The organism is Rhizobium sp. AQ_MP, from assembly GCF_014237835.1.
Lineage (GTDB): Bacteria > Pseudomonadota > Alphaproteobacteria > Rhizobiales > Rhizobiaceae > Allorhizobium.
Map to the genome: position 1 here is coordinate 13,840 of NZ_JACJVI010000004.1, position 17,498 is coordinate 31,337.

At 63.6% G+C, this 17,498-nt stretch carries 15 protein-coding genes; 13 read left to right on the plus strand and 2 right to left on the minus strand.

Translation table 11 applies throughout. The annotated features are described in order from the left end of the window. Positions 1-250: 250 nt before the first annotated feature. Positions 251-1,423, plus strand: a complete 1,173-nt coding sequence (locus tag H6M51_RS24955; protein WP_185809374.1) for a GGDEF domain-containing protein — start codon at positions 251-253, stop codon at positions 1,421-1,423. A 6-nt stretch (positions 1,424-1,429) separates the two neighbouring features. Here H6M51_RS24955 and H6M51_RS08070 read toward each other — a convergent pair whose 3' ends face one another. Further along, positions 1,430-2,218, minus strand: a complete 789-nt coding sequence (locus H6M51_RS08070) for a phosphate/phosphite/phosphonate ABC transporter substrate-binding protein (protein ID WP_185809375.1) — start codon at positions 2,216-2,218, stop codon at positions 1,430-1,432. A gap of 35 nt (positions 2,219-2,253) precedes the next feature. Then, positions 2,254-3,177, minus strand: a complete 924-nt coding sequence (locus H6M51_RS08075; protein WP_185809376.1) for a fatty acid desaturase — start codon at positions 3,175-3,177, stop codon at positions 2,254-2,256. 24 nt (positions 3,178-3,201) lie between these two features. Between H6M51_RS08075 and H6M51_RS08080 the strand changes: the two genes are divergently transcribed. From H6M51_RS08080 to H6M51_RS08135, 12 genes are all read left to right on the plus strand, one after another. Next, positions 3,202-3,387, plus strand: a complete 186-nt coding sequence (locus H6M51_RS08080; RefSeq protein WP_185809377.1) for a hypothetical protein — start codon at positions 3,202-3,204, stop codon at positions 3,385-3,387. 66 nt (positions 3,388-3,453) lie between these two features. Beyond that, complete coding sequence (locus H6M51_RS08085) at positions 3,454-3,969, plus strand: sigma-70 family RNA polymerase sigma factor (RefSeq protein ID WP_185809378.1); 516 nt, start codon at positions 3,454-3,456, stop codon at positions 3,967-3,969. 157 nt (positions 3,970-4,126) lie between these two features. Beyond that, entirely contained in the window at positions 4,127-5,131 is a 1,005-nt protein-coding gene (locus H6M51_RS08090) for a FecR family protein (RefSeq protein WP_185809379.1), read from the plus strand. 140 nt (positions 5,132-5,271) lie between these two features. Next, positions 5,272-7,566, plus strand: coding sequence for a TonB-dependent receptor (locus H6M51_RS08095; RefSeq protein ID WP_185809380.1), 2,295 nt, complete (start codon positions 5,272-5,274; stop codon positions 7,564-7,566). Positions 7,567-7,708: 142 nt separating this feature from the next. Beyond that, on the plus strand, positions 7,709-9,511 hold the full coding sequence (locus H6M51_RS08100) for an IucA/IucC family siderophore biosynthesis protein (protein WP_210314760.1): 1,803 nt from the start codon (positions 7,709-7,711) through the stop codon (positions 9,509-9,511). After that, positions 9,495-11,219 carry an IucA/IucC family siderophore biosynthesis protein gene (locus H6M51_RS08105; protein ID WP_185809381.1) on the plus strand — a complete coding sequence of 575 codons (1,725 nt, stop codon included), beginning with the start codon at positions 9,495-9,497 and terminating at the stop codon, positions 11,217-11,219. The genes H6M51_RS08100 and H6M51_RS08105 overlap by 17 nt, the downstream gene beginning before the upstream one ends. Continuing rightward, on the plus strand, positions 11,216-12,484 hold the full coding sequence (locus tag H6M51_RS08110) for an AMP-binding protein (protein WP_185809382.1): 1,269 nt from the start codon (positions 11,216-11,218) through the stop codon (positions 12,482-12,484). The genes H6M51_RS08105 and H6M51_RS08110 overlap by 4 nt, the downstream gene beginning before the upstream one ends. Continuing rightward, on the plus strand, positions 12,481-13,794 hold the full coding sequence (locus H6M51_RS08115; RefSeq protein ID WP_185809383.1) for a DUF6005 family protein: 1,314 nt from the start codon (positions 12,481-12,483) through the stop codon (positions 13,792-13,794). Before H6M51_RS08110 ends, H6M51_RS08115 begins: the two co-directional genes overlap by 4 nt. Before the next feature lie 33 nt (positions 13,795-13,827). Continuing rightward, positions 13,828-14,751, plus strand: coding sequence for a siderophore ABC transporter substrate-binding protein (locus H6M51_RS08120; protein ID WP_185809384.1), 924 nt, complete (start codon positions 13,828-13,830; stop codon positions 14,749-14,751). Next, entirely contained in the window at positions 14,751-15,728 is a 978-nt protein-coding gene (locus tag H6M51_RS08125) for an ABC transporter permease (protein WP_185809385.1), read from the plus strand. Before H6M51_RS08120 ends, H6M51_RS08125 begins: the two co-directional genes overlap by 1 nt. After that, entirely contained in the window at positions 15,721-16,665 is a 945-nt protein-coding gene (locus H6M51_RS08130; protein ID WP_185809386.1) for an iron chelate uptake ABC transporter family permease subunit, read from the plus strand. The genes H6M51_RS08125 and H6M51_RS08130 overlap by 8 nt, the downstream gene beginning before the upstream one ends. Next, on the plus strand, positions 16,662-17,438 hold the full coding sequence (locus H6M51_RS08135) for an ABC transporter ATP-binding protein (RefSeq protein ID WP_185809387.1): 777 nt from the start codon (positions 16,662-16,664) through the stop codon (positions 17,436-17,438). The genes H6M51_RS08130 and H6M51_RS08135 overlap by 4 nt, the downstream gene beginning before the upstream one ends. Positions 17,439-17,498: the final 60 nt, after the last annotated feature.

Consider the following 17,498-nt stretch of genomic DNA (forward strand, 5'->3'; position numbering starts at 1 on the left):
CTTCGGTGAATCAACTGCATCAACTTGATACAGTTGCAAATGCACCCATGCAATCTTCGAATGCACTCACCTTCCAAAATACAACCTCTCTCGCCCGAGAGTTGAAGCTTGCGGCCTGCCCCGGTCCCCTGGACAGCGACGACGTGATCTCTATCACTTTTTGCGGGTATTATTTAGCAAATTCAACAAACATTAACCCTACGACCCGCATAACAGTCCTGAATGTAACGATATCATAAAGCGGGAATTCGTGGGCGAAAGTTCGATCATTGTTTATGTGCCACCCATCCTTTTCGGGCTTGTCTCCCTGACATTTTTCGTTCTCTGGCAGCAGAGGATCGTCACCAATTGGCAGTGGGGAGCCGGCTTCGGCCAGACGGCTCTCGGCTTCTCGCTTTCGACCTTTCCGATCCAGCCAGTCTTCGACGCTCTCGCCTCCGGCATGATCTTCATCGGCGCAGCCTATTGCTACAGCAGCGCCGTGTTCGAGCACTTCCAGCAGCGATCCTTCGACCGCGAAAGGCAATGGTTCGTCGGCCTCTACACGCTGCTTCTGATCTATTGCATCTTCGTTCTTGAGAGCCTGCGGTACCAACTCTTCCTGACAGATATTGCCTTCGCCTGTCTTGTGGGACTCGCGCTGATCATGGCTGTCCCAAAGGTGCAACGGGGTGTCGACAAAGTCCTCCTCGCCTCCATCTCTCTCGCATTCGTCGATACCGTCGCCCGAGCCGTCTACTTCTTTTTCTTCTACGGTAATGCCAGTGACGATTTCGGCGACTTCGTCGATTCCGCCTATAATCTGGCGGTCCATATTACGACCATCACAATCTGCATGACCTTCCCGTTCTCGGCACTGGTGGCGAGCGGCGTGTCGGCGATGGATCGGCACCGGCAGGCGGCGGAGCGAGATCCACTGACGGGTCTTCTCAACCGCCGCGGCTTCGAGGCTGCCGTGACCGACCCGGGCGCATCCGGATTGCGCGACGGCGCAGTTCTCGTCTGCGATATCGACCACTTCAAGCGGATCAACGACACGCTCGGGCATGCGACCGGCGATGCGGTGATCTCGGCGATTGCCGACCTGTTGCGTCACGTGACAGGCAGAAACGCGGTGACAGCCCGCTTCGGCGGCGAAGAATTCGTCATATTCCTCCCCGGTGCGACGCTTTCCAAGGCACGGCCGATCGCCGAACAGATCCGGCAATCCGTGGCGGAAAAGGACTGGCGATTTTTCGGTCTGGCTGGTCCGGTGACGGTCAGCATCGGGATCGACCAGCCTCGCTCCGGCGACAGCGATCTCTATTCAGCCATCGCCCGGGCCGACAGGGCGCTTTACGCAGCCAAGGCGGCCGGACGCAATCGCGTGTTCGAGGCGGAGGAGAACGGAGCTTTCGGCGCACCGGCCATGGCATCCGTCTGACAGACGTCAGGGCAGATCAGGATAGCCAGCGGCCATTGCCGTCCGCTCGTGGTCGAGCAGAATGTCATAGGCGGCTTCTTCGAGCACCACGACGTCGGTGAGGCCGAGAATGGCGCGGGCTTCCTCAAGCTCGGTTGCAGTGATCGCAGCCTGCAGGGCGCTGCGGAGAATGGCCAGTTCTTCGTCGGAGGTGGCGAGGCGGGTGATGAAGGGCAGATTGGGGCCGGAGGGGGTTTCGGCGAGGATGGCCAGCCCCTCAATGCGCTCCGGAGCGTGGCGGCGCAAAAGGTCGAACGTTATGCAGTCGATCGCGGCGAGATCGGCTTCGCCCCTTTGCACGGCCTCCATGCTTGCCCGGTGGCCGCCGGTTTCGAGCACGCTCGCGAAGAATGGCTTGCCCGCAGCATGTGGTGCTACAGCAGCGCGCAAGAGATTGTAGCCGGAATTGCTGCCGCGTTCATTGATCGCGACCTTCAACCCCTTGCAGGCCGGCAGATCGGGCGGTGCGTGCCTGGCTCTGACGACGATGACGCTCACCATGGTATGTCCGATACAGCCCGGTGATGCGTAGACCGGGGTCGCGACCAGCCGCACCCGTCCCTTCAGGTGTTTGACGAAGGGAAACCCACAGGTCTGGGCCAGCAGGAGACGCGGGTCGAGCCAGGCCTGGTGGTGGGCAAGCGTTTCATCGAGGGCATCGGGGACGCCCTCAAAACCTACCTGACGCAGCCGCTTTCGCAGAAAGGCCCAGAGGTCGCGCTGCGCCCCAACGACCACCGGTGGGGCGACATACATGGCGAGGCTGGCAAGCCTCCTGTCGGCGGGGCTGTTCAGGGGTACCTCGGATGGGTCGGGTCGTCATGTTTCCTGAAGAGGAATCGTCGGGCGACATCGCGATAGCCGCGATAGACGAGGCCTCCGTTCAGCCGAACGAGGAAATCGCGGTGCCGCTCATAGATGCCGGGCAGCATGTACCAGGGCAGCGCCGGCACGCGGTGATGCAGCACATGCAGGTTGTTGTAGAGAAAGAGCAGGCCGAAGAGCGGGCTGCCTTCGACGATCGCGGTGCGCTCCTCGTGGTTGTCAGCAAAGCGATGCTCCGCATAAGAGCGCAGGCGCGAGAGCGCCGTGCCGCAATAGACGAAGCCGAAGAAAAAGAGCAGGAAAGGCATGTCGCAAACCGCCAGCACCCACCAGAGTACGACGGCGACACCCAGCATATGGCCGGCCCAGAGGCGGCGGCTCTCGCCCTCACCGCGGATGACCTTGATCGCCTCGTGCCACAGGAAGGAACCGAGGATGATGGCGGGACCGATGGTCAGGCGACCGATCAGCGTCAGGTTGAACTCCCACAGCGTGCGGCCCGCCCAGCCGAAGCGGTCCCAGTCCGCCCTGGTGAAGTAATAGGACTCCGGATCCTCGATGGGATCGGTCAGATGCTCGTCGCGGTGATGGGCGAGATGGCTTTCCTTGTAGACCCTGTAGGGCAGCCAGAGCGAGATCGGCGGAAAGCCGATGGCATCGTTGAGCCATTGATGGCGCGTCGGATGATGATGGATCACCTCGTGCTGCAATGACCCGTGCCAGGCGATGAGCCAGGCCCCGAGCGGCACAAGGATCAAAAGCGGAATATCGCGCCAGAACCATGTGAGGCCAAGGAAGCCTCCGTATATCAAAACAGCCAATGCGACGGTCGGCCATTCGAAGCGCGCAATGCGCGGTATTGCGATCTCACCCTCGGCAAGAAGTGCCATGCAGTCCCCATAGACGAATCCCCTATGGGCGTTCAGAGTATCCGCGTGTTTGAGTACTTGATGAGACAAAAGCGGCAGCCGATGGCGCAAAAAGATCAGGAAGAGGCGGAAATCGGCAAAAAACTCCACGTCCAGACGCGGAGATCAGTATCGGCCGAGGCTCTCTTCGATGTCATCGGCTGCATCGCCTGTCGGCGATTGAAAGCCTGATGTTAATCGGATAAGCGAAAGCTTCATTCTACAGTCAATTTTTAATCCGGTGAATCCAGACGCCCCATGGTCGCAGAAGCCAAGAGCCACCTCGCGGTTTTCCTCGAGAACCGATCGGCCCTGGTGAGCTATGCTGCCAGGCTCCTGGGTTCGCGCGATCAGGCGGAAGACATCGTTCAGGATGCCTTTCTCCGCCTCAAACCGCACGACGGCACCGACTACGCTCCGCGCCAGACCCTTGCCTATCTCTACAGCATCGTCCGCAATCTCGTCTTCGACCAACTGAAGCGTCGCAACATCGAGACGCGCGGTCGGGATGTCGATCCTCCCTTCTGGATCCTGCCGCAGGACCCGGGCACACCGGAGGAGACCGTGCTTCTCGCCGACCAGGCGCGGGTGGCGCTTCAGGCTCTCGACGGACTGCCGCCCGAGACACGTCGGGCGATCGAACTCTACCGTGCGGAGGGCTGGACGCTCGAGGCAATCGCGGGAGAGCTCGGTATCTCGGTTGCCACGGCGCATCGCATGATCCGCAGCGGCATGGTTAAGATTGCTCTGTCGCTCGATCAGGCAAGTCATTGAAAAATGCCGTGGGAACCATGAAAAAACGCATCGCGCCGATCGTATCTTCAACAGCCACGGACAAACGCGCAGAACTTGCGGATTTGTCTTGCGTCGTTGCCGGATACCCGTTCGGCACTGCGCAAGACAAACGCAGACGACAGGGAACAGCCGGCCGGTGAGTGTCACGGATCATCCACAGCAGCAGGAAGAGCTCCTCGAGGAAGCCATGGACTGGCTGATGCGCCTCAACGAGGCGCCGACCGACGCCGGCGTGATCGCCGGATGGGAGGACTGGCTGCAGGCCTCCGATGCCCATGCCAGCGCCTGGGCGAGGATCTGTCGCACCTGGGCAGCACTTGGCGACATGCCCTCGGCGCAGCCGGAACCCACGTCACGGCCGGTCGGGATCATGGCAGCCCCGCCGGCCTCGGCCAAAGGCCTTCGCTTTTCCCGCCGCAGCCTGGGCCTTGCGGCAGCCACTCTGATGTCAGCCGGGCTCGTCGCCATCCTGTTCGGACCAGCATGGCAGGTGCGATTGGCGGCGGACTATCACACCGGCGCCGGGGAAACCGCGATGGTGACGCTTCCCGACGGATCAAGCGTGACGCTCGCTCCGGAAACGGCCCTGGCCGAGGAATTCGGTGGCGGTCGACGGCAGGTCCGGTTGCTCTCCGGGGAAGCCTTCTTCGACGTCAAGCGCGACACCAGCCACCCCTTCGTGGTGGAGGCGCAGGATGCCTCGGTCCGTGTGCTCGGCACCGCTTTCAGCGTTCGCGATACGGGTCACGGCACACGCGTCGAGCTGGCGCATGGGGCAGTCACCCTCACCTCCGGCGCCACACAGGAACACCGCGAGCTGACGCTTGTGCCCGGCGATGTCGTGACCGTCGAGCGGACCGACGGCAAGATGGAGCGCAGCCAGATCGATCCGGGCGATGTCGCGCTCTGGCGGAAGGGGCAGCTTGCCGTCACCGATCAGCCGCTCGGCGAAGTCGTGGCGCTGATCCAGCGTCAGCATCCGGGCTGGATCGTCATGCCGGAAGAGCGGCTTGCCGCATTGCGGGTCACCGGCCTTTACGATCTCAGCGATCCCGACAGGGCGCTGATGGCCCTGACGGCTCCCTTCGGGCTGACGGTGAGGCAGGTGTCGCCCTACCTGCACATCATCTCGAGCCGTTGAAATAGCGAATTATAAACAATGATTTATCTCGATTTCGGCCAGTGGGCACAAAAAACTTCGGGCACCGCTGAAAAACTTGTCTGAATTACTCGTATTTTCTCGTAAGCAGAGCCCAGACCGGTTTCTGCATGGGAATGCGTATGAGTTCGACCAGACTGCCCGTGAAGCAGGACGCCTTGATCAGCGCGGCGTGGCGCCGACGGCTGGGCGCGACGGCCTGCGCGCTGACGCTGCTGGCGGGGGTCTCCAGCCCGCCTGTTGCAGCCCAGACGATCGCAGACAGGGACGCGACGCGCACCTATGACATTCCCTCGCAGCCTCTTGCGAATGCGTTGCGCACCTTTGGCCGGCAATCCGGTCTGCAGGTCTCACTTGCGGCAGAGGTTGCCCGCGGCATGCGCTCGACCGACGTCGCCGGCGCTTTGACACTGGATGCGGCCCTGGCACAGATGCTCGCGGGGACCGGTCTTTTCCATCGCATCGAGAATGGCGTGGTGGTGGTGGGCAGGCCGATCTCCGGCTCCGCCGAAACGATCAACGGCGATGAAAACTCCACCGTGCTTAGCGAAATCAATGTGACCGGGCAGCGGCGTCCGGCAAACCTCAACGTGGTCACGATCGGATCCGACGATCTTGCAGCACGGAACCCCTCCGACATTGCCGGCGTGTTCCGCGATCATGCGGATATCAGTGTCGGCAGCTCCATCCCGACCTCGCAGAAGGTGTTCGTCAACGGGCTCGAAGAAACGACGCTTGCGGTGACCATCGACGGCAGCCGGCAGAACAATCGGGTCTTCCACCACAACGCCACCAATCTCATCGATCCGTCATTGTTGAGCCGCGTCACCGTGGACGCCGGGATTGCCCCTGCCGATGCGGGCCCCGGTGGGCTGGCAGGGTCGATTGCCTATGAAACCCGGCATGTCCGTGATCTCCTGTCGGAGGACGGATCTGGCGGTCTGGTGTCGCAAAGTTACGCGACGAACAGCCGGACCTTCACCACGGGGCTCGGCGGCTGGGCGATGCAGGACGGCGTCGAATTCCTCGGTTTCGCGAACTTCGCCAAGGGCAACAATTACACGGCGGGCGGCGGTGACGAGGTTCGCGGGACCGAGACCAATCTTCTGAGCGGGCTCGGCAAGCTTGCCTATGAGACAGATAGCGGCGAACGGTTCGAAATCAGCCACGAACGGGTGCGGGACGATGCGGAACGGCCGTTTCGGGCGAATGCCAGGGCGGTGACCACCGGGCGCAGCTGGGAGCCGCAATACCGCAACTACAAGCTCGATCGGGACAATACGGTCTTCACCTATACCAAGACCATGCCCGAGGGCTGGTGGGATCCGACGATACGCCTCGCCTATAGCCGCAGCGCGGTGGAGACGCCCATCTACTTCAACAACGGCAGCGGCAATCCCGCTTCCTATCCCGGCCAGGGCGAGAGTGGCAGCCTGAACGGGCAGGCGCAGAACCGGTTTGCGCTCGACAGCGGCGATGTGGTCGTCGGTGTCGATTTCTACAGTGACCGGATCGGGCTCAATACCGCCCGGGATAAGGAAAATGCAGAGGAAAAGGCGCGCAATCTCGGGTTCTACACCCAGGCGCGGCTGGAGCCGACCGACAGGATGCGCCTGTCTTTCGGCGGACGCAGCGATGTCCAGTGGTTCAAGGGGACCAACGGCCAGACCTGGCGGCATGCAGGCATCAGCGGCAATGCGTCGGTGGAGTACGACCTGACGGACATGCTGACGGCAAAAGTCGGCGCGTCACATGTCTGGGCCGGCATTCCGCTGGCCGAGGCCTTCATCATGAACCCCGGCTGGGCCTATGGCGCTTCCGGACCCCAGACCACCAGCGCCGACAATCTGCTGGCCGGCCTCCGCTTCGAGCATGACGGCTTTTCTGCCGAGGCGAGTGTCTTCCGCAGCCGCATCCATGACGCACGCGTGGCGAAATTCGCGGTGGGCGAGGCAAACCGGAATTATGACGTGGAGACGCGCGGCTTCGAGCTCGGCACCGGGTATGACTGGATCGATGGCTTCATCAAGGTCGGCTACGCGCATGTCGATGTCGAGATCGATGGCAAGCCCGCCGATTCCGACACCGGGAACTATCTGGCGACGCCCGTGGGCGACATCGTCATTCTGTCGGCTGGTCATCGTTTCGAGACATGGGGCCTGACCATCGGGGGCGATGTGGAGATTGCCCCGGAATACCGATCCGGTGCGGCGACCTATGCCTCCTACGAGGTCGTGAACCTCTACGGCGAATGGCAGCCCGAAGCGCTGTCGCACATGACGTTTCGTGCAGAGGTTCGCAACCTCCTCAACGAAACCTATGCCAGCCGAGCAACCTACGGCCAGGAATTCGGCAATGTGACACCGCTTTACGAGCCGGGGCGAAGCCTTGTGCTCTCGGTCAAGGCGACCTTCTGACAACAAGACTGCAGCACGCCGGGCGATCGGCGTGCGGCGCACGAGCATCAAGCGACGAGGACATGGGAATGAGCGACAGGACTGGACAAGACAAGGGCCGTCACGGGTTTTGCAGTCCATGCCACGGGCAGGAGACCCAGCCATGATGGGGCACGCCCATAGGCAGGCCCGGCCGACGCCGCATGCGATCGCGGCTGCCGCCACCTTCCAGAGCCTTGCCAATTGCTACATCCGGGAGATCGATGCCGGCTGCGGAGCCTGCATGACAGTGGACGGCTGCGAGCGGCGCTGCCTCGACTGGTATCTGTCGGCGCCGAGGCTGCATCTCAGGGCCGTGCTTTCGGGTGACAGCCAGGTGGGGCCGAAAGCCTTCGGGCCGCTCTTCAGCCGGCACGCCGGCGAACAGGGCTGGCAGGAGATCGATCCGCTCTGGGCGGTGCAATGCCTAGTGCAGGATCTCGCCGAAAAGACCAGGGACGACAGCCGGCCCGGCGCAGGGCTTGAGCTGATGCTCCGGACGCTGCAGAGCTGCGCGCGGATCGCTGACCTTACCCGGCAGACGGTGGCCCGACCGCTCGACAACCAGCCGCAAGGCTTTCTCGAAAGCGAGCAATCGCTCACCTTCGGCCACTGGATGCATCCCACGCCGAAGAGCCTGACCGGCATGAGCGACTGGCAATCGACCGTCTATGCACCGGAGGGTGGCGGGGCCTTCCCGCTCACCTATTTTGCTGCCCCACGGCAGAGGGTGCGGGCCCGCTCGGTCGCGGGTGATCTCGATGCAATCTTAAGGGAAATGGCCGGCGATCTCCTCGATACGGTGCCGCTTGGCAAGGACGAGATGCTTCTGCCGATGCATCCGCTGCAGGCCGAGGCGCTGCTGCTGCAGCCGCAGATCCAGGCGCTGATGGCGGCGGGCGGGCTGCGCCTGCTCGGCAGCGGCGGTGTGCGGTTCACCGCAACCTCTTCGGTGCGCACCGTCGCCTCCGACGACTGCGAGTGGATGCTGAAATTCTCGCTGCCGGTGAAGATCACCAATTCGCTGAGGCTCAACCGCGCCCATGAGCTGGAGGCCGGGGTGGTGATGGCGCGGCTGGTCGCGCTGCTCGACCTTGAGACCCGGCTGCCGAAGCTCGGCTTCCTGCGCGATCCCGCCTATCTCACGCTCGACCTGCCGGGATCGACGGAAAGCGGCTTCGAGGTGATCCTGCGGGAGAACCCCTATCGCGGCGAGAAGGGCGAAGGCGTGGTGAGCCTTGCGGCGCTGACGGCACCGGCCCTTCCCGGGCGGCGCCAGCGGCTTGCGGCGCTGATCGAGCGGCTGGCCGGAGAGGCCGGACTCGAGAAAGCAGAGGCCGCGCATCAGTGGTTCGATCGCTATCTCGACTGCGCCATGACCGCGCTTGTCCGGCTCTATGACGAGACGGGCATTGCGCTCGAAGCGCATCAGCAGAACATGCTGGTCGATGTCTCCCAGGGCTGGCCGACGAAGGTGATCTACCGCGACAGCCAGGGCTTCTATCTCTCGGAGCGGCATCGCCCGACACTCACCTCCGCCCTGCCCTCGCTCGCCGAGGTCGCCGACCTCTTCTATCCCGACGCGGAGATCCGCCGCCGCTTCGGCTACTACCTTGTCGTAAACCAGGTCTTTGCCGTGATCCACCGGATGGGCGCCGAGGGCCTTGCCGACGAAGCCTGCCTGCTCACCCGGCTGCGCGGCCACCTCATGGGGCTATGCAAAACATTGCGCGGCAGCGGGCTCGATTTCGTCCGGCATCTTCTCGACGACAGCACGATCACCACCAAGGCCAATCTCGGCGTGCGCGTCGCCGGCATCGACGAGCTCGAAGGTGGGGCGGGAGCCTCGCTTTATCGGGAAATGCCGAACCCGCTGCATCCAACCCATATCCAGAACGGGAGGCTCACCAATGCCCTTGCCTCTTGATCTTCCCGGCCAGCCGGAAGAGCGCGTGCTCCGTCAGCTCGTCTCGGCCCTGCTTTTCGAAGGGGTGGCAGAGGTCGACGATCCCGGTTCGAACGACGGCACGACGCGGCTTGTCATCGGCCATGGCGAGGCCCGTGCCCGGCTGCATCAGGGGCCATTTGGACGCACGCGCATGGCGCCCGGCTCGCTGCAGCTGCGATGCCCGCAGACGCGCGCCTGGACGGCAGGCGCGCTCGATCAATTGGTCGATCTGGTCCCGGCACCGGAGACGGCCCGGCTGACGCTGCTCAAGGAATTGCAAAGCACGATCGTCTTTCTGGCGCAGGACAGCACCCTGCTCCAACCCGGTGACCGCCGGTCGCTGCCCTTCGACTGGCTGGATTGCGCGCTTTCCGAGGCGCATCCCTATCATCCCTGCTTCAAGTCACGCACCGGATTCACGCTGGAGGATAACGCCCTTTTCGGCCCGGAGGCCGCCCGGCCCTTCCGGCTGCATTGGCTGGCGGTCGCCCGCGCGCATGTGCGCGAGGCCCTGCCGACTGACGTGGAAACCTTCTGGCGGAACGAACTGGGCGAGGCACATGCGGCCAGGCTGTTCTCTCGGATGAAGCGTAAAGGCGTCTCGCTCGACAGCCATGCGCTCGTGCCCTTGCACCCCTGGCAGTGGCGGCATCTGAAGGACGGGCTACTCGCCGACTGGATCGCCGACGGGCGGGTTGCCTCGCTTGGCGAAAACGGCGACCCCTATCGAGCCACGCAATCGATCCGCACGCTCATCAACCATGCCGATCCTGCCCGCGCGCATGTGAAGCTGCCGCTCGACATCGTCAACACCTCCTCGAAACGTGTGCTGGAGCCGCATTCGATCGTCACCGCACCGCATCTCAGCCGCTGGCTGGCGGGGCTGGTTGCCGCTGATCCGGATTTCCGCAGCCGCTATCCGCTCGACATCCTGCAGGAATATGCCGGTATCCGCATCGATGCGCATGGCGCGCTCGACGGCAAGCTCGGGCTGATGCTGCGCGAGAGCCCGAAACTCCTGCCCGGCGAACAGGCAGTGCCCTTCAACGCGCTGATGATGCTGGAGGCGGACGGCAAGCCGTTCATCGCACCCTTCATTGCGCGACATGGGCTCCTGCCCTGGCTGCACCGCATGCTGGAGGTCGCCGTTCTGCCGGTCTGGCATCTGATGGTGCATCACGGCGTGGCACTTGAGGCGCATGGGCAGAACATGATCCTCGTCATGCGCCACGGCTGGCCGGAGCGGCTGATCCTGCGCGATTTCCACGAGAGCGTCGAATTCTGCCCGGCACTTTTGCGCCACCCGGGGGGCCTGCCGGATTTCGCCGCCATCGACCCCGTTTATGACGGTGCGCCCTCGGATGCCTATTACTGGACCGACCATGCCAACGAGCTGCGCGAGCTGGTGATGGACTGCCTGTTCATCTACTGCCTGACGGAGGTCTCGCTGCTCATCGAGACAGCCTATGGCCTGTCCGAACAGGCCTTCTGGGACCTCGTGAGCGACCTGCTCGACAGTTACGGTGCGCGATATCCCGACAAGGCGCGGCTTGCGCTCTTTGCCCATGACAGCACGGAAATTTCGACGGAATCGCTGCTGTCGCGCAAGCTTTTCCGCGACCGCAGCCTCTATCGCCACCGGGTGCCCAATCCGCTTGGGCTCAAAGAAAGGAGCGACCAGCCATGATCCTGATCGACGGAACCTTCCATAGCCAGACCGAGATCGACGCCAAGGGCGAGGCCTTTCTGGCCGAAACCGGCATCGCGGACCCGCGCCTCAGCGTCGCCGTCTGCCTGCCCGAAACCATCGACTGGCTTTCGGCCTTCTTCGCCATCAAGCGGCTCGGCGCAAGTATCTTGCCGCTTCTGCCCGGCACACCGCTTGCGACCGCCCGAAAGCTTGCCAAGGAGGCGGGCTGCCACCGGCTTTATCATGGCGGAACCACTGCCGAATGGCTGGGCGAACCCGACGACGGGAGCCCGCGCGGGCGGCTGTTGCAGATGAGCTCGGGCACCACGGGGGCTGCAAAATGCGTGGCGCGCGGATGGGACGATATCGAGCGGGAGCTGGAAGACTATGTCGGCTTCTTCCGCGAGCCTCAGGACATGACGCCCGTCGTCGCCTGCCCGACCACCCATTCCTACGGACTGATCTGCGGGCTTCTGGTCGGCTTGAAGCGCGGGCGCGTGCCGCATGTGGTGAACACCGCCAATCCCAAGCATCTGATCAAGGTCCTGCACGAAACCGAGCGGCCGATCCTCTATTCGTCTCCCGCCATGCTGCACACGCTGGCGCGGCTCCTGCCAACAGGCGAAAAGGTGCATGCGATCATGACCTCGGGCACGCTGTTGCCGGAGAGCTGGTTTTCCACCATCCGCGCCAAGGCCGAGCGCTTCTATCAGCAATATGGCTGCTCGGAGGCCGGTTGCGTGGCGATCAACAGCGACCTCACCCATCCCGCCGACATGGGCCGCATCCTGCCGCGTTTTACGCTCGCCGAAGAGGGCAGCGCGGAGGCGCCGGTCGAAATCGTGCTGAATGGCATCACCAGGATCGAGACCAAGGATCTCGGCTATGTCAGAGCCGACGGCATGCTGGTCTTCATCTCGCGGCTCGATGACACGGTGAATGTCTCGGGCCTCAACGTCTATCCCCGCGATGTCGAAGACCAGGCGATCGCCGTCGACGATGTCACGGATGCAGTGGCCTTCCGCGTGCCCGACAGCTTTGCCGGCGAGCGGGTGGCGCTTGTCTATTCGGCGAACCGGATGACGCCGTCGTCAGAGCTGCGCGAGCGGCTGATCGCCGTTTTGCAACCGCATCAGGTGCCGATGCATCTCGTGCAGGTGGCCGAGGTGCCGCGCCAGGCGAATGGCAAGATCAGCCGCCGCGAGATCGCGAGGCGCTTTTTGGACGGAGAATTCAACGATCAGAAGGAGCGCGCCTCGTGACCCGAAGCGACATCATCGACGCCATCGCAAAGGTGCTGGCCGGCCCCATGCAACACCGGCATATGGAGGCGTTTTCTCCCACGGCGCGGCTCAACCAGGACCTCTATCTCGATTCCGTGCTGATCCTGCAGATCTTCCTCAATCTCGAGCTCGAACACGGGTTGATGGTCGATGATGCCGTGATCAGCCGCAAGGACGTGGTGACGGTCACCGATCTCGCCGATCTCTTTCTGCCTGAAGACGACGCGGCACAAGCCGAACCGGAGCCTGCTGCCGAGCCGATGGCGGAATTCGAAGGCGGGGTGCATGGCGAGGAATATTACGACATCAAGGTCCACTGCCTCGTCAGCTGCCTCTGCGATGGCTTGAAGCGGCGCGGCATCGACCACCGGCCCTTCTATTTCGGCATCTGGGATGCACCCTTCGGGATCAGCCCGCGCCACGAGCTGCTCTATCACGACGCCACCGTCAGCCATGAGCCCTTCCGTCTCTGGTTCGAGCGGCTCTACCGCGCGCCCGTGACGCCCTGGTACGACCATTCCCGCTCCAAGGACGAGAACATCGCGACCTTCCTCGATCTGCTCGAAAAGCGGCGGGAAACCGAGGGCGTGATGGTGATGCTCGACCTCTTCCACCTGCCGGAGCGGGAGAACAAGTTCAACCAGAACCCCTTCCCGCATTACCTGATGCCGGAAATGACCGAAGACCCGGATGTCTGGTTCATCCGCGACCCCGACTATCGCTGGGAAGGGCCGATCGAACGCGCAAAGGTGTTGAACGCGATTGCCCAGCCGTCCGTCGCCGGGGGCTATCATTTCGATCGTGCCGCCTTCCAGCCGGCCGCCGATACCGATGTCGCGGCCTATCTGAATACCTGCCTGATCCGCGACCGCAATCCGCTGATCGACGCGCTGCGATCGATCCTCGCCGCCCATGTCGAAGGGCGCGACGGGCTGACGCTCTCGGATCTGACATCGGGGCTTCGCGAACTGCCGGTGCTCGCCATCCGCAAATATGCCTATGAGCATGGCTTTGCCTTCATCTGGCGGGCGGCAAAGCTTGCCAACAGCGAGTTCGAGCACTGGTGCACCGAGATCGAGGCGCTGCATCAGGAGCTGAAGAACATCCATTTCGCCGCGATGAAGCTCGCCCAGACCGGCGACCGGCGGTTGATCGAGGACGTGACGCGGCGGCTCGACCGCGCGGACCGCTTCGAGACCTCCATCAAGACCCGGCTGGGCGCTGCCTTCGACACCTGGAGTGCCGGTTTTCAAGACACAGCGGCGCCGCGCCTCAAAGCGCTGGGCTGATCCATGACCATCTGACATCTGGGAGAAACGACCATGACCATCCGCCCCTTTACCCGACCCCTCATCCGATGGGCGCTGCTTGCCGCCGGCCTCACGCTTGCCGCCCTGCCGGCGCTGGCGCTCGATGTTGAGACCTATGCCGGCAAGGTCACCGTCGAGGGCACGCCGTCCAAGGTTGCCGTCTTCGACATTGCCGCCCTTGATACGCTGCTCGCCATCGGCGTGATGCCGGCGGGCATTCCGGAAAACCTCTATCTCGCCGAACTCTCGGACCTGCATGGCAAGGCCGAGGTGGTGGGCGATATCTTCGAGCCCAATCTCGAAGCCTTGAGCGCGCTTGCCCCTGACCTGATCATCGTTGGCGGTCGCTCTTCCGGCAAGGAAAAGGAAACGGGCAAGGTCGCGCCCTCGCTCGACATGACCATGGACGGTGTCGACGTGATCGATCAGGCGCGCGAGCGGGCCTTCACCTATGGCGCGATCCTCGGAAAGCAGGCAGAGGCCGAGAAGGCGGTTGCCGAATTCGACGCAGCGCTCGCCCGTGCCAAGGCCGCTGTTCAGGGCAAGGGCAAGGGCCTGATCCTGATGACCAACGGGCCGAAGGTCACCGCTTACGGGATCGATTCCCGCTTTGGCTGGGTACACAAGGCGCTCGACCTGCCGCCGGCAGTCGAGGATGTCGAAGCCGCCACCCATGGCGAGCCGGTCTCCTTCGAGTTCATCGCCAAGGCCAATCCCGACTGGCTGCTGGTGCTCGACCGGGCCGCCGCCATCGGCGCCAATGACCAGAATGCCAAGGCAACGCTCGACAACGCACTGGTCGCCGAGACCAAGGCCTGGAAGAGCGGCCAGGTGATCTATCTGCCGTCGGCGGATTTCTACATCGCAGCCGGCGGATTGAAGGCCACCGAACGGGTGCTGACGATGATCGAAGCCGCCTTTTCCGCCAGCCAGTGATGTCTGCCATCGCTGATAGACCACATCGTCGCGCAATGATTGGCGCCGGGCTCTGCCTGGCGCTTCTCGTCGTCATGAGCCTCGCCATCGGCGTGCAGGAGATGTCGCTCTCCGGCGCTGATGGGGCGATGCCCTTTGCCGATCTCATGGCCATCAGCCGGCTGCCGCGCACGCTTGCCGCCGTGCTCTGCGGTGCGGGGCTCGCCGTTGCCGGCCAGATCATGCAGACGCTGACGCGCAACCGTTTCGTCGAGCCCTCGACGGCTGGCACCGCCCAGAGTGCGGCCCTTGGCATCCTGATCGTGACGCTCTTCCTGCCGGCCGCCGGCCTTGGCGTGAAGGCACTGGTCGCCAGCGGCTATGCGCTCGCGGGCACCGCGCTGTTCCTCGCCACCGCGCACCGCCTGCCGCCCGAACAGCCGCATCTCGTGCCGCTCTTCGGCCTTGTCTATGGCGGCGTGGTGGGGGCGGCCGTCACCTATGTCGCCTGGCAGACTGATCTCCTGCAATATTTGGACATCTGGACCAATGGCGAATTCTCCGGCGTGCTGAAGGGTCGCTATGAGCTGCTCTTCGTCGCCGTCGTCATCGTCGGCGCTGCCATCGCGATTGCCGACCGGCTGACGATCATGGCGCTCGGCGAGGACCAGGCGACCAGCCTCGGCATCGATTATCGCCGCATGACGCAGATCGGGCTGGTGCTGGTATCCGTCATGTCGGCGCTCTCGGTCGTCGTCGTCGGACTGATCCCCTTTGTGGGCCTTGTGGTACCCAATCTCGTCTCGCGCCTCTCGGGCGACAATCTGCGCGGCACGCTGCCGCTCGTGGCGCTCGGCGGGGCAATTCTCGTTCTCGCCTCCGATATCGCGGGGCGCATCATGCGCTTTCCTTACGAGATCCCCGTCGGCACCGTGATGGGCGTGATCGGACCGGCCGTCTTCCTCTGGTTCATCCTCCGGGAGCGGCGCGATGCGTGACCGGATCGTTATCGGCCTTCTCCTCTGTCTTGCGCTCTTGGCCATTACCGCCTTCATGACGGTCAACCTGCGCGGCAATATCGCTTTAGCGCTGGAGCTGCGCGGTGTCAGGCTTGCGGCGCTGGTGACCGTCGCCATTGCCATCGCGCTCTCGACCGTCACCTTCCAGACGATCACCGGCAACCGCATCCTCACACCCTCGATCATGGGCCTCGATGCGCTCTACCAGTTCGGTCAGGCGGCGCTCGTCTATGCACTTGGCGGGCTGGGTTATGTCTCGCTCTCGCCGCATCTGAAATTCGGCATGGAGGCATCCGCGCTGATGCTGCTCGCCATGCTCATCCTCTGGCCGGCGCTGAAAAGCCGGATGGATCTGACGCTGATGCTGCTCGCCGGCGTCGTGATCGGCGGGCTCTTCCGCAGCCTGACCAATCTTCTGGCGCGGCTGATCGATCCGCAGGAATTCGCCGTGGCGCAGCGGGCGATGTATGCCAACTTCTCCGCGCCGAACACCGACCTGCTTATCATCGCGGCCCTCGTCACGGTGTTGGCCGGCGGCTTCCTGTTCTTGCGCCGCCATCTGCTCGATATCGCAGCGCTCGGACGCGACACGGCCATCGGCCTCGGTCTCGACTGGAACCGGGTGGTGCTGGTGCAGCTCATCACCGTGTCACTCCTGGTCGCCGTTTCCACAGCACTCGTCGGCCCCGTCACCTTTTTCGGCCTGCTGATTGCAGCGCTGGCCGAACGGCTCACATCCTCGCGTCGGCACGCTTCCGTCTTCGTGGTTGCCATGTTGCTCGGCGTGATCGTGCTGGTCGGCGGGCAGACGCTGTTGCAACACGGGCTTAGCCAGGCCGGCACGCTCTCTGTCGTCGTCGATTTCCTCGGCGGCCTTGTCTTCATCCTGCTTCTGTTTGCGAGGCGCACACGATGATCGAAATCCAATCCGTCAGCCTCACTCGCGAAGGCCAGCGCGTGCTCGACGGCATCGACCTCGTTCTGCCGAGGGGTGGCCTCACCGCCCTGATCGGCCCGAACGGGGCGGGTAAATCCACCCTGCTCTCGCTTGCCGCCCGGCTGTTGCCGCTGCAGCAGGGATCCGTCACCATCGACGGACTTCCGGTCGGCTCGACGCCCGGCAAGGTGCTGGCCAAGAAGCTTGCGATCCTGAGGCAAGACTCCGGCCCGCCGCCGCGCGTCACCGTGCGCGAAATGGTCAGCTTCGGCCGCTTTCCGCATAGCGGCGGGCGAATGACGGCCGAGGACAAGGCGATGGTCGAGGAGGCGCTTGCCCGCTTCGAACTCGAAGGCCTAGCCAACCGCTCGCTCGACCGCCTCTCCGGCGGCCAGCGGCAACGGGTGATGGTGGCGATGACCTATGCGCAAGACACCGATTACATCCTGCTCGACGAACCCTTGAACAATCTCGACATGTATCACGCCCGCCAGCTGATGCTGGAACTGCGCCGGCTCGCCGACGAGACCGGTCGCACCATCGTCATCGTGCTGCACGACATCAACCACGCCTCGGCCAGCGCCGACCGGATCATCGCCATGAAGGATGGCCGGATCGCCGCCGACGGGCCGCCTGATGCGATCATGCGCTCGGAGGTGCTGGAGGCGATCTACGGGTTTGCTGTGCCGGTGGTTGAAGCGGGCGGCATGCGGCTTGCGCTGCAATATGCGCGTGGGGGCCAGACGAGTTAACAGTCCTTGGGCCGAAGCGCGCTTTAGCGTGTTGCAACCGGTTGGCCGCCGGGGACCCCG